11 protein-coding genes and 2 pseudogenes are annotated in these 13,203 nt (G+C 57.3%); 7 read left to right on the top strand and 6 right to left on the bottom strand.

The window, feature by feature from the left end:
• Positions 1 to 9: 9 nt before the first annotated feature.
• From JZ655_RS02275 to JZ655_RS21310, 3 genes and pseudogenes are all read right to left on the bottom strand, one after another.
• Positions 10 to 918: a dihydrodipicolinate synthase family protein gene (locus tag JZ655_RS02275; RefSeq protein WP_207292892.1), complete on the bottom strand. Its 909-nt coding sequence runs from the start codon at positions 916 to 918 to the stop codon at positions 10 to 12.
• A gap of 321 nt (positions 919 to 1,239) precedes the next feature.
• Entirely contained in the window at positions 1,240 to 1,692 is a 453-nt protein-coding gene (locus JZ655_RS02270; protein ID WP_207292891.1) for a YhcH/YjgK/YiaL family protein, read from the bottom strand.
• A gap of 146 nt (positions 1,693 to 1,838) precedes the next feature.
• Positions 1,839 to 1,916: pseudogene (locus JZ655_RS21310) on the bottom strand (hypothetical protein); the annotation flags it as partial.
• On the opposite strand from JZ655_RS21310, the gene pyrL reads away from it, so the two are divergent.
• The 5 genes and pseudogenes from pyrL to JZ655_RS02245 form a co-directional block, all read left to right on the top strand.
• Complete coding sequence (gene pyrL, locus JZ655_RS02265; RefSeq protein WP_072039576.1) at positions 1,896 to 2,000, top strand: pyr operon leader peptide; 105 nt, start codon at positions 1,896 to 1,898, stop codon at positions 1,998 to 2,000. The pseudogene JZ655_RS21310 and the gene pyrL overlap by 21 nt on opposite strands.
• Positions 2,001 to 2,034: 34 nt before the next feature.
• A complete protein-coding gene (gene pyrB, locus JZ655_RS02260) occupies positions 2,035 to 2,967 on the top strand; it encodes an aspartate carbamoyltransferase (RefSeq protein WP_207292890.1) in 933 nt (310 codons plus the stop codon).
• A 12-nt stretch (positions 2,968 to 2,979) separates the two neighbouring features.
• Positions 2,980 to 3,441: an aspartate carbamoyltransferase regulatory subunit gene (gene pyrI / locus JZ655_RS02255; RefSeq protein ID WP_040077423.1), complete on the top strand. Its 462-nt coding sequence runs from the start codon at positions 2,980 to 2,982 to the stop codon at positions 3,439 to 3,441.
• Between the two features lie 63 nt (positions 3,442 to 3,504).
• Complete coding sequence (gene ridA / locus JZ655_RS02250; protein ID WP_040077424.1) at positions 3,505 to 3,891, top strand: 2-iminobutanoate/2-iminopropanoate deaminase; 387 nt, start codon at positions 3,505 to 3,507, stop codon at positions 3,889 to 3,891.
• A gap of 182 nt (positions 3,892 to 4,073) precedes the next feature.
• Positions 4,074 to 4,628 (top strand): annotated as a pseudogene (locus tag JZ655_RS02245) (lytic polysaccharide monooxygenase); the annotation flags it as partial.
• 11 nt (positions 4,629 to 4,639) lie between these two features.
• Here the strand turns inward: JZ655_RS02245 and JZ655_RS02240 are convergent.
• A protein-coding gene (locus JZ655_RS02240) for an IS1-like element IS1A family transposase (protein ID WP_242637262.1) occupies positions 4,640 to 5,337 on the bottom strand; the annotation gives its coding sequence in 2 pieces (ribosomal slippage) (positions 4,640 to 5,088 and positions 5,088 to 5,337; 699 coding nt in all).
• 41 nt (positions 5,338 to 5,378) lie between these two features.
• On the opposite strand from JZ655_RS02240, the gene JZ655_RS02235 reads away from it, so the two are divergent.
• Entirely contained in the window at positions 5,379 to 6,311 is a 933-nt protein-coding gene (locus JZ655_RS02235; RefSeq protein ID WP_242637294.1) for a hypothetical protein, read from the top strand.
• A gap of 36 nt (positions 6,312 to 6,347) precedes the next feature.
• Here the strand turns inward: JZ655_RS02235 and JZ655_RS02230 are convergent, their stop codons facing one another.
• Both JZ655_RS02230 and mgtA read right to left on the bottom strand, forming a co-directional pair.
• A complete protein-coding gene (locus JZ655_RS02230) occupies positions 6,348 to 8,732 on the bottom strand; it encodes a beta-N-acetylhexosaminidase (protein WP_207292889.1) in 2,385 nt (794 codons plus the stop codon).
• Positions 8,733 to 8,935: 203 nt separating this feature from the next.
• Complete coding sequence (mgtA, locus tag JZ655_RS02225) at positions 8,936 to 11,644, bottom strand: magnesium-translocating P-type ATPase (RefSeq protein ID WP_207292888.1); 2,709 nt, start codon at positions 11,642 to 11,644, stop codon at positions 8,936 to 8,938.
• Between the two features lie 491 nt (positions 11,645 to 12,135).
• On the opposite strand from mgtA, the gene treR reads away from it, so the two are divergent.
• Positions 12,136 to 13,083: a trehalose operon repressor TreR gene (gene treR, locus JZ655_RS02220; protein WP_207292887.1), complete on the top strand. Its 948-nt coding sequence runs from the start codon at positions 12,136 to 12,138 to the stop codon at positions 13,081 to 13,083.
• Positions 13,084 to 13,203: the final 120 nt, after the last annotated feature.

Genomic DNA, 13,203 nt, shown 5'->3' with positions numbered 1-13,203 from the left:
CCGTCCGGCTCAGCAGAGTTTGAGCTGTTGTAGCAGCGATTTCAGCTGCGCTTTGCGCGCCTCATCCAGCGGCCCGGCAGGCGGCAGCACGTAGGTTGATACCGGGCGACCACAGAGGGAGATGGCCTCTTTGATCACGTTCACGAACGGCGTATCCAGCTGATACATCTGCGGAATTTGCAGCATGGTCTGGTGGTACTGCGCCGCCCGGGCCAGATCGTCATCGCGGAATGCCTGCAGCAAGTTGACCGACACCTGCGGGGCAAAGTTACCGCTGGCCGAAATGGCGCCATCGCCCCCAAGCAGCAGGGTATTGAACAGATGGTCATCGTAGCCGCAGAGCACCACAAAGTGCGGATGGGCCGCCTTCACGGTAAGGATCATGCTGCGCAGATGGGCCACGGAGTCGATGGTGTCTTTGATCCCCACGATATTGCTGCGCGAGTCCACCAGGGTTTTCACCAGCGCAGGAGTGAGATCCTGCCCGGTCAGGGCCGGGAAGTTGTAGAGGATCACCGGCAGGGTGACGCTGTCTGCCACCTGCTGGAAGTAGCGAATCAGGTTGGCTTCTGAGACTTTCCAGTAATACGGGTTGATGACCACGATCCCGTCCGCCCCTGCCTGCTGGGCATGCTGACTCAGCTCAAGGGTTTCGCGGGCGTTGGTGCCTCCGGTGCCAATCAGTACCGGTACGCGGCCGTTCACATGCGCAATGGCAAACTCGGCGATCGCTTTGCGCTCGTTGGTATTGAGCTGGGTAAACTCCCCGCCGCTGCCGAGGAAAAACAGGCCATCCACCCCGGCGTTGATCATGTCGTCGACCAGCGCGGCGGTGCCCGCTTTATCGAGCATGCCGTCCGGGGTGAAAAGGGTGGAGACAGGCGGAATAATTCCCGAAAACTGCGCGGTCTGCTGCATGGGATCTCCTTGCTTGATCGTTTTGTTCTGCATTATAGAACAGCGTTCGTTTATTTAACGATCATACTATGACGCAGAAAAAGCGCAGGACAATGGGATGAGATGAGGGAGTGCGGGAAATTTAAGCTGGATCACATTCTAAAGGGTGCGGTCTGGTGCCCTCACCCTAACCCTCTCCCACAGGGAGAGGGAACTTTTACACCTTCTGCTTCAGGGTGAGGGAACTTTTAAACCCTCTCCCCAAAAGGGCGAGGAAGAAAAGACGGCCCGGTACAATCCCCTCTCCCCTCTGGGGAGAGGGTTAGGGTGAGGGGAAGAGAATTACCCCACCAGCATCTTCACAACCACCTTACGCACCTGCCCCGGCGCGCCCACCGCGCAGAGCGGCTTGTGCACTTCACCAGGGTAGAAGACCACAAAATCACCTTCGTTCAGGACTACCGTCTTCTCTTGCTCCCCTTCCGGCAGGAAAGCGATATCTTTGTCCGCCAGCCAGTCAGTATCCGGGGTGCCGTTTGGCAGGGTGCTGAAGGTCATCCCCTCCTGGCCTTTCAGGACAATCTGGATATCCAGATAACGGGCATGATACTCCGCGCGGCGCTCAGCAAAGGGCTGGGTCATATCTTCCGAGACAAGGAAGAAAAGACGGTTGCCGTCGATATCATGTTTACCGGTCGGGGTTGCCCCGTTAACGTGCGTTTTTACGTGCTCAATCGCCTGACGCAGTTCCGCAGGCAGCCAGCTCTGGAGGTTGTGAATATTGCCAACGATCATGGTTGAATCCTCAATATAAAACACCGTTTCATTTTAAACTTTTATACGAGAAATTTGGCTGCCATACCACTACTTTTTGGCCGGGATTTGCCGCAGCGCATAACCATGCAATGCAAACCGTTTGCTTTGCTTAAAGCGTGAATTTATCGCTTGATCCCGCCTTCAGGCTGCGTATAATGCCCCACAATTTGCCGGGAGGAAGCATGGTTCAGTGTGTACGACATAATGTTTTACCGCGTCTCAAAACAGACGCTGGCCTGCCGTTTTTCTTCCCGCAGCTATCCCTATTCCCAGAGCCCCTCATTTGAGGGGCTTTTTTTTGCCCGGCGTCAGGAGATAAACATGAATCCGCTTTATCAAAAACACATCATTTCCATAAACGACCTTAACCGCGAAGAGCTGGAGCTGGTGCTGGAAACCGCGGCAAAACTGAAAGCCAACCCGCAGCCGGAGCTGTTGAAGCACAAGGTCATCGCCAGCTGCTTCTTCGAGGCCTCCACCCGTACGCGCCTGTCGTTCGAGACCTCAATCCACCGCCTGGGCGCCAGCGTAGTGGGCTTCTCCGACAGCAGTAATACTTCGCTGGGCAAAAAGGGCGAAACCCTCGCCGATACCATTTCGGTCATTAGCACCTACGTGGACGCCATCGTGATGCGCCACCCGCAGGAGGGGGCCGCGCGCCTGGCAACCGAGTTTTCTGGCGGTATTCCGGTGCTGAACGCCGGTGACGGGGCTAACCAGCACCCCACCCAGACCCTGCTGGATCTCTTCACCATTCAGGAGACCCAGGGGCGGCTGGAAAATCTGAACATCGCCATGGTCGGCGACCTGAAGTATGGCCGCACCGTCCACTCTCTCACCCAGGCGCTGGCGAAGTTTACCGGCAACCGCTTCTACTTTATCGCCCCGGACGCGCTGGCGATGCCGCAGTACATTCTGGATATGCTCGACGAGAAAGGCATTAAGTGGAGCCTGCACGCCAGCATCGAAGAGGTGATGGGCGAAGTGGATATTCTCTATATGACCCGCGTGCAGAAAGAGCGCCTGGATCCCTCCGAATACGCCAACGTGAAAGCGCAATTCGTTCTGCGCGCCAGCGACCTGGAGGGCGCACGCGCCAACATGAAAGTGCTGCACCCGCTGCCGCGCATTGATGAGATCACCACCGACGTCGATAAAACGCCGCACGCCTGGTACTTCCAGCAGGCCGGCAACGGCATCTTTGCCCGCCAGGCGTTACTGGCACTGGTTCTGAATAGCGATTTAGCTCTGTAAGGGGAGACGACCATGACACACGATAACAAACTCCAGGTTGAAGCCATCAAGCGTGGCACCGTGATTGACCACATCCCCGCGCAGGTGGGCTTTAAGCTGCTGACCCTGTTCAAGCTGACCGAAACCGACCAGCGCATCACCATCGGTTTGAACCTGCCGTCCGGCGAGATGGGGCGTAAGGATTTGATTAAAATCGAGAACACCTTCCTCACCGACGAGCAGGTCAACCAGCTCTCGCTGTATGCGCCAGACGCCACGGTGAACCGTATCGACGACTACGAAGTGGTGGGCAAATCCCGTCCGAGCCTGCCAGAGCGTATCGAGAGCGTACTGGTCTGCCCGAACAGCAACTGCATTAGCCACGCGGAGCCGGTTAACTCCAGCTTTGCGGTAAAAAAACGCGCCAACGATATCGCGCTGAAGTGCAAATATTGCGAAAAAGAGTTTTCCCATACGGTGGTGCTGGCCGGTTAATCCGCAATGACGTGTATAATGGCCGGGAATCCGTTTTTATCACGCTGTTATTCAGGAGAAAACATGACCAAAGTACTCGCGACGGAAAATGCACCAGCCGCTATCGGCCCGTATGTTCAGGGCGTTGATCTGGGCAGCATGATCATCACCTCAGGCCAGATCCCGGTGAACCCGAAAAATGGCGAAGTGCCGGAAGACGTGGCCGCGCAGGCGCGCCAGTCGCTGGAAAACGTGAAAGCGATTGTTGAATCCGCAGGCCTGAAAGTGGGCGATATCGTGAAAACGACCGTTTTCGTTAAAGATCTCAACGATTTCGCTACCGTTAACGCCACCTATGAAGCCTTCTTCACCGAACACAATGCGACCTTCCCGGCGCGCTCTTGTGTGGAAGTGGCCCGTCTGCCGAAAGACGTGAAGATCGAGATCGAAGCGATCGCCGTACGCCGCTAACGCTTGTTTTTTAATATTAAGGCAGCCCAGGCTGCCTTTTTTTATTTCCCCGATACACAGCCGAAAATAGCCTTCAAGTTTTTTCACTATTATTTTTCGTCCCGCCATTCCATGACTTCATTTTTATTCCGCGCAACACTAACTGCACCCAAAAGCATTACTCTCTTTTAATGGAATAATAAATGAAACTGTCTAAAATTGCGTTGGCACTTGCCACACTCACGGTTGCTTCATCGGCTTTAGCTCACGGTTATGTCCAGTCTCCGGCCAGTCGTGCTTATATGTGCAAACTGGGTCAGAACGTTGACTGTGGCACCGTACAATATGAACCGCAGAGTGTGGAACGCACCTCCGGCTTCCCGAACGGCGCCCTGCCGCCTGATGGTCAGCTCGCCAGTGCGGGCATCTCCCAGTACTCTCAGCTGGATCGCCAGAGCCTGAACGCCTGGACCAAAACCCCAATGACCGCCGGCGCGCATACCTTTACCTGGTATCACACCGCCCCGCATAAAACCACCAACTGGCGTTATTACATCACCAAACAAAACTGGGATCCAAATAAGCCACTGACCCGCGCGCAATTTGAATCCACGCCATTCTGTACCGTTAATGGAAATGGCCAGGCGCCAGCCGTTACCCAGAATATGAATTGTAATGTTCCGGAACGTACGGGTTACCAGGTTATTTACGCGGTATGGGAAATTGCCGATACCACAAATAGCTTCTATCAGGCGGTAATGACTCCAACTTATTGATAGTGTTTTATGTTCAGATAATGCCCGATGACTTTGTCATGCAGCTCCACCGATTTTGAGAACGACAGCGACTTCCGTCCCAGCCGTGCCAGGTGCTGCCTCAGATTCAGGTTATGCCGCTCAATTCGCTGCGTATATCGCTTGCTGATTACGTGCAGCTTTCCCTTCAGGCGGGATTCATACAGCGGCCAGCCATCCGTCATCCATATCACCACGTCAAAGGGTGACAGCAGGCTCATAAGACGCCCCAGCGTCGCCATAGTGCGTTCACCGAATACGTGCGCAACAACCGTCTTCCGGAGCCTGTCATACGCGTAAAACAGCCAGCGCTGGAGCGATTTAGCCCCGACATAGCCCCACTGTTCGTCCATTTCCGCGCAGACGATGACGTCACTGCCCGGCTGTATGCGCGAGGTTACCGACTGCGGCCTGAGTTTTTTAAGTGACGTAAAATCGTGTTGAGGCCAACGCCCATAATGCGGGCGGTTGCCCGGCATCCAACGCCATTCATGGCCATATCAATGATTTTCTGGTGCGTACCGGGTTGAGAAGCGGTGTAAGTGAACTGCAGTTGCCATGTTTTACGGCAGTGAGAGCAGAGATAGCGCTGATGTCCGGCGGTGCTTTTGCCGTTACGCACCACCCCGTCAGTAGCTGAACAGGAGGGACAGCTGATAGAAACAGAAGCCACTGGAGCACCTCAAAAACACCATCATACACTAAATCAGTAAGTTGGCAGCATCACCCTATCAGGCTATCGACGTTGATTTCGGAAATGGCGGCAGCCAGACGCCGGACGAAACCCCAGCGGTCGTGTCTGAGTGGGCGAAAACCCTCAACGGCCAAATTTCCGGTAATAACCTGAACGCTGGCGATAAAGTGATTGCGCGCTTCTTCGATGCCAACGGTGAAGTGGTCTCCATGCGCACCGAAATGACCATCTCCTCTGACGCCCAGGGCGATGCTAACCAGTGGTCTTACGACCTGGCGCAGAAAATCAACGCTGAGCAGAACGATGTCCGCGTAGGGATGAAAGATGAAGGCGGCGATGTGAACCCGGTTCACGGCGCAAACAGCGTGTACGTGAGAGAGGGCAGCGCCCTGCGATCCGTAGCCATCTCTTATGAAGAGCAGCAGGCTCAGGTGGACGAAAACATTGCCGTGAGCAATGTCCAGTACAGCAAAATCGTTAACGGCAACGCGACCGTCTCCTTCCACGTTAACACCCAGGGTGATGTGAATCTGGAAGCGCACGTGATGAACCATCAGGGCGCGGAGAAAGGCTATCTGAAGCAGGATATGAACAACGCCAATCAGGATGTCACCATGAACCTGACTAACGTGACAGCTGGCCACCACATGCTGAAATACTACGCGACCAATAAAGACGGCACCCTGTTTGCGCAGGACGTTGTCAACATGATGCTGGAAGAGGATTCAGCCAGCGCCGATACCGGTACTGCGGGCCAGTATGACTACCGCTTCCCGGAAAACCTGAGCAGCTACACTGCGGGCACCGTTGTTCTGCAGCCGAAAAACGGCAAAACCTACCAGTGCAAACCGTTCCCTTATAGCGGCTACTGCGTACAGTACAAGAAAGCGGCTAACCAGTATGAACCGGGTGTCGGTTCACACTGGCAGCAGGCCTGGGTGCTGAAAAAATAACACCCCTTCCCTCTCCCACCCGGGAGAGGGATTTTTTTACTGATTGCGCGTCGCGCGCAGCAGTTTTTCCAGCGGATAGACTACCGCGATCACCACCTCATCCTGAATCTGTGCCGCACCATCCAGTTCGCGCTGAATTGAGGCAATCTCGGCATCATCCAGCGTCCCTTGTCGCGCCACCAGATCGGTGAGCCGCAGGCCAATGGACGACAACTTATCCACCTCCTGAATCACCGGCTTCAGCGCTTTTAACTGATAGTTGCTTTCGCTGAGCGCCAGCGCATCGCTGGTGTTGCTCTGCCAGCGGGTAAAGACATGCCGCAGCGCGTCGGCGCTTTCGTTGTCTTCGGCATCGCTCACCAGACGTTCCGCCCACTTGTTCATCTGACGCACGGTATGACTTTCCGCACTCAGGGCATCCGCGTAGCGGTTCAGCGGCTCGAACTGATGGTAGTTGCCTGCCTGGAACTTCAGGTGCTGGCGCGTGTAATACTGCGCGGGCTCCAGCGCCTGGGCGAGAATTTGCAGCGCCACGGTATCGGTATTATTTGCCAGGCGGATAAACTGCGTCTGCTGCTGGCTATGCTGCTGCAGGCCTGCAGAGACGGTGCTCCAGGTGTCCATCGCCTGCAGGCGGGTGTACATGTTGTCGATGTCCGTCACCTCTTTCGCCGACCATAGCCGCTCCGCCACCGCAAACGCCCGCGGCCAGAGCTTGATATCCAGCACCGGCGCGGCCACGTTCTCGGCCCACAACGCCACTTCGCCACCCAGCAGGTTCGCCTGTTGCGCGGTATCCGGAACGGCGGGCGTGATCCCCTTCGGCACCGCATCCAGGCGGGCACCGGTCACCGGATAGCGTACATTGCCCACCAGGAAGTAGCCGCTGAGCTTATCATCCGTAACGGTGATAACCGGGCGGGTTTCCCCCATCCAGGTATCCACCGTGAAGCTCACCTGATTGTCGGCGCGCCACTCAATGTCGTTTACCGCCCGACGGGATTTACCGTTGAAATCGATAAATCCGCGCCAGCCTTTCTCGCCGGTCATCAGCGTAAAGCTGCCCTCTACCGGCTTGCCTTTCAGACGCGGCATGCTAAATGACCAGCTCTGGGCGCTGTCGTTGTCGGTGATCACATCCACATTATTGAGCCCCTCGGGCACCACTTCGTTGCGGTAGTGATAAGCGGTGCTTTGTGGCTGATCGAGATAAAAACCGGTGGAGAGGATGCCCTTATACCCCTGCTTCGCCACTTCCCCCAGTGCGTCCTGCCCCTGCCAGGACTGGATCAGGATGCTTTTTGGCAGATCCGGGTGGAAGATTTCGTCCCAGCCCACCATCTGGCGCTGATTTTTCTCGAGGATGGTCTCCAGCTTGCGGTTGAAATACGCCTGCAGCGCGTGGCTGTCGGCCAGCTTGTTGTCGCGCATAAACTGCTGGATCCTGGCATTGGCTTTCCACTGGCTGTCGTCCACCTCATCCCCGCCGATGTGCAGATAAGGATCGGGGAAGATCGCCGCCAGTTCGCTGACCATCGCCGCCGCGAAGGTATAAGTCGCCTCTTTGGTCGGATCGAGTACCGGCTTCAGCACGCCCCAGTGACGCTCCATCTCATACGGGCCGGGGGCGCTCATCAGCTCAGGATAGGCCACCGCAATTGCCGAGGCGTGGCCTGGCATGTCTATTTCAGGCACCACGCGGATCCCCCGCGCGGCGGCGTACTTGACCACCTCACGCATCTGCTCCGGGGTATAGAACAGCCCGTCGCTGGCGAGCTGGGTCAGCTTTGGATAACGCTTCGAAGTAAAGCGCCAGCCCTGATCGTCGGTGAGGTGCCAGTGCAGCACGTTAAGTTTCGCCGCCGCCATGCCGTCGATCTGACGTTTGATCGCCTCCAGCGGAATAAAGTGACGGGCAGAGTCGAGCAGCAGGCCACGCCAGGGGAAGCGCGGCTCATCTTCAATCGAGACCCACGGCAGCGCGGTGTTTTCCGGGCCGTTCTGAATCAGTTGCAACAGGGTTTCCATCGCCCGCAGCGCGCCGAAGCGGGTATTTGCGGTAATAGCCACGCCATTCGCGTTGACGGTCAGTTTGTAACTCTCATCGCTGTCCGGCTTTGGCAGCGCGTCCACCTTGCGGGCAACGGTAATGGTGATGGTCGGCTTATCCGGGTTGGCGGGCTGCGGCTGTAACGTCCAGCCGGTTTGCAGCGCAATGCGATCGCGCAGACGGGTCACGGCATCGCTGAGATCGTCTCCGCTGACCTTGACCGCGACCTGATTGGTCAGCACCAGCGCGCCCTGCGTGGCGGGATGCTCTACCTTTGCCGGCCAGGGCATCAGGGGAAGATCGCCCACCGGGGAGGCAAACGCAGACGCGCCGAGCATAAGCCCGGCGGTTAAGAGGCTGTACCGTAACATGAAAGTTCCTTATTTGACGGGCCAAAAAAAGTAAAACATTTTGTTAACATTACCCATATTAGGGGTCAAGCTAACAGGATGACGTAGATCACAGCCTGTCTAATTTAGGAAAAAATAGGGGTCTGTTTGAGGAGTGCTTACCGCAATGTGCTGCGTGGAAAGAGTAAAATGGCAACCGGGGTTGCCATTTATTGTTAAAACGCTTACTGCCAGCCATAACGGCGGCTATAGAACCCTTTAACCATCTGGGTCAACACCATGTACCCGGCCAGGATCGCCACCAGCCACGGGAAGTAGCTCAGCGGCAGCGCCTGTAACTGCAGATAACTCGCCAGCGGCGAGAACGGCAGCGCAATGCCCAGCAGCATCACCAGCCCGGTCATCAGGATCAGCGGCCAGGCCGCACGGCTCTGGATAAACGGGATGCGGCGGGTACGGATCATATGCACAATCAGCGTCTGCGACAGCAGCCCGACCACAAACCAGCCGGACTGGAATAGCGTCTGCGCTTCCGGCACGTTGGCATGGAACACAAACCACATCAGGCAGAAGGTCAGGATGTCGAAGATCGAACTGATCGGGCCAAAGAAGAGCATAAAGCGTCCCAAATCCGCCGGATTCCAGCGCTGGGGTTTGCGGATCTGCTCCTCGTCGACGTTATCGAACGGGATCGCGACCTGCGACACGTCATACATCAGGTTCTGAATCAGCAGGTGCAGCGGCAGCATCGGTAAAAACGGCAGGAAGGCGCTGGCAACCAGCACGCTAAAGACGTTACCGAAGTTGGAGCTTGCGGTCATCTTGATGTATTTCAGCATGTTGGCAAAGGTGCGGCGTCCTTCGATGACCCCCTCTTCCAGCACCATCAGGCTTTTTTCCAGCAGGATAATATCTGCCGCTTCCCGCGCGATATCGACCGCGCCGTCCACGGAGATACCGATGTCGGCCGCCCGTAGCGCCGGGGCGTCGTTAATACCATCCCCCATAAAGCCCACCACGTGCCCTTCGCGCTTCAGCAGGGTAACGATGCGCTCTTTGTGCATAGGCGTCAGGCGCGCAAACAGGGTGGTACGTTTAGCCAGCGCGGCCAGTTCATCGTCTGAAAGCCGTTCGATATCGCTGCCTGTCACCACGTCGCCCGCGTCCAGCCCTACGTCGCGGCACACTTTGGCGGCCACCAGCTCGCTGTCGCCGGTGAGGATTTTTACCGTGATGCCGGAAGCCTTCAGCGCCTTCAGCGCCGGAGCGGTGGTCTCTTTCGGCGGATCGAGGAAGGCGATATAGCCTTCGAGGATCAGATCCGATTCATCGATACGCTGGTAATCCCCCTCGCGCGCAGGCAGCCGTTTTGTCGCCACCGCCACCACCCGCAGCCCCTGACGGTTCAGGGTATCGGTCACCCGGGCGATGCGGCGCAGCATGCTCTCATCCAGCGGCACTACGTTGCCGTTATGACGCACGTGGGTCGAGACCGCGAGGACCTCCTGCAACGCCCCTTTGCAGATAAGCGTATGCACATCCTCCTGCTCGCTGACCACCACCGACATACGACGGCGTTCAAAGTCGAAGGGGATCTCGTCCACTTTTTGCCAGCGGGCAGAGAGCGTCCGCGCGGCGGTTTCGTCCACCCCTTCCAGTACCGCCACGTCGAGCAGGTTTTTCAGCCCGGTCTGGTAGTAACTGTTCAGCCAGGCGCTGTGCAGCACGCGCTCGCTGCTTTTGCCGGAGATATCCGTGTGGTTCTCCAGCACGATTTTATCCTGCGTCAGGGTGCCGGTTTTGTCGGTGCAGAGGATATCCATGGCGCCAAAGTTCTGAATGGCGTCGAGGTGTTTAACAATCACTTTTTGCTTTGAAAGCTTCACCGCCCCGCGCGCCAGCGTGGAGGTGACAATCATCGGCAGCATCTCCGGGGTTAAGCCCACGGCCACTGACAGAGCAAACAGCGCCGCCTCCCACCAGTCGCCTTTGGTGTAACCGTTGATCACCAGCACGATGGGGGTCATCACCAGCATAAAGCGGATCAGCAGCATGCTGACGCGGCCAATCCCCTGCTGGAAGGCATTGGGTTCACTCTGCTGCTCGCTGACGCGCCCGGCAAGCTGGCCGAACCAGGTATTGCCGCCGGTGGCGATCACCATCGCTTGTGCTGTACCGCTTACCACCGTGGTGCCCATAAAGCAGAGGGTATCGCACTCCAGCGGATGGGTTTGCTGCGGGTTGCGGCTGCAGGCAACCTTCTCTACCGGCAGCGATTCCCCGGTGAGCGAAGCCTGGGCCACGAACAGATCCCTTGCCTGCAACAGGCGTAAATCCGCCGGGATCATATCCCCGGCGGCCAGCTTCACAATATCCCCGGCCACCAGCTGATCGACGGGCAACTCACACCACGCGTTCTCGCCTTTATCATTAATGACGCGCAACACCGTGGCGGTATTGCTGACCATCGCTTTCAGGGCATCGGCGGCTTTGGTCGAGCGCGCCTCCTGCACAAAGTTCAACAGCGTGGCGATGGCCACCATCAGGGCGATCACCCCGGCGGCAAAGAGATCTTCCGTGGCGTAGGAGATGACCCCCAGCAGCGTGAGCAGCAGATTGAACGGATTGCGGTAGCAGGACCAGAGGTGCCGCCACCAGGGGGCCGGCTGTTGCGCCGGAATTTGGTTGTCGCCATGGGCTTCGCGCACGGCGGCCACCTCGGCAGGATTCAGCCCTTCCGGGTGGCTGCCAAAGGTGTGCCACAGCGTCTCTTCGTCCATCGCCGCCACGCGCAGGCAGTGGGCAGAAAGGCTATCTGGCAGGGTGGCATCGGCCAGCTGTTTGCCAGTCATCATCGGGTCGCGCTGTACCAGACGACGCGGCAGGTGGCGGCTCAGTTGGCTGAACAGCAGTTGGGTTAAATTTTTGAACATAGTCAGTCCCCCGCACCCGCAACAGCGGGTGCAGAATATCCTTCAGACGTGACAAGGCCGCGCCTGAGAGGCGATCTGTTTTATGCAGGGACGTTTTTAGACGTCACTGCCTTACGCATCCGGTAAGGCAGTGAAAACAGGCTTACCGGCGTGAAGGGGCTCTCCGTCGGGGGAGAGGGGTGGGATCGGGATCCATAAAGCCTCCGGTAAGAAAAAAAGTAAGCCGACGCGCAGTATAGGGTTTTAACCATACCGTGAGTGACATTTCGGGCGGTATGATAATTGCCGGGGACTAAACCAAACGTAAACCAGACTTTGCCCATTGCGGATCCCCCTGCCCGAATTAGAACCTATTCCACAGGGCCGACTTATTACGGCCAGTCTGGAGACGCACAACGCGGCCCGGACCCAAACAGGCCATTAAACGAGCCCAATGGGGTAGACTGTTAGGCTTATTGATCACTTCATTGTCGTATTACAGGGAACAGAGCATGCAGAACCGCCTGACCATCAAAGACATCGCGCGCTTAAGCGGCGTGGGCAAATCGACCGTTTCACGCGTGCTGAATAACGAAAGCGGTGTCAGCCAGCGTACCCGTGAACGCGTCGAGGCGGTGATGGAACAGCATGGCTTCTCCCCTTCTCGTTCCGCGCGTGCCATGCGTGGGCAGAGCGATAAAGTGGTGGCGATCATCGTCACGCGTCTCGACTCTCTCTCGGAAAACCTGGCGGTGCAGACTATGCTGCCGGCCTTTTATGAGCAGGGTTACGACCCCATCATGATGGAGAGTAAGTTTTCGCCACAGATGGTGGAAGAGCACCTCGGCATGCTGCAGCGCCGCAATATCGACGGCGTGGTGCTGTTTGGTTTTTCCGGCATAGAAGAGCAGATGCTCGCGCCGTGGCAATCCTCGCTGGTGCTGATGGCGCGCGATGCCGCCGGGTTTGCCTCGGTCTGCTATGACGACGAAGGGGCGATCCTGACGCTGATGCAGCGCCTGTATGAGGGCGGCCATCGCCACATTAGCTATCTGGGGGTGCCGCACAGCGATATCACCACCGGCCAGCGCCGGTATGACGCTTATCTCTCCTTCTGTAAAAAACGGGCGTTGCCTGCCGTGGCCTCGCTGCCGGGGCTGAGCATGAAGCAGGGCTATGAACAGGTGGCCGCCGTGCTTACGCCGCAAACCACCGCCCTGGTCTGCGCCACTGATACCCTGGCGCTGGGAGCAAGTAAGTACTTACAAGAGCAGCGCATCGATAACCTACAGCTGGCCAGCGTGGGCAACACCCCCTTGATGAAGTTCCTGCACCCGGAGATCATCACCGTCGATCCCGGCTACGCCGAATCGGGTCGTCAGGCCGCCTTACAGCTGATCGAGCAGATCACCGGCCGCAGCGAACCCCGACGAATTACCATTCCCGCCACCCTCTCCTGATCCCTTCCGTTACGGTTTATTGTGATCTTCGCCGGGTTTCGGGAACGTTCCCGTTTTCGCGCGTCTGCTTAAAGAGTAGCCTTGCGTGCAGTTCCTTCCCTACACCTGTGTCATGAGGCT

It is taken from the genome of Leclercia pneumoniae (assembly GCF_017348915.1).
Lineage (GTDB): Bacteria > Pseudomonadota > Gammaproteobacteria > Enterobacterales > Enterobacteriaceae > Enterobacter > Enterobacter pneumoniae.
This window is presented reverse-complemented; position numbering and strand designations above follow the sequence as displayed.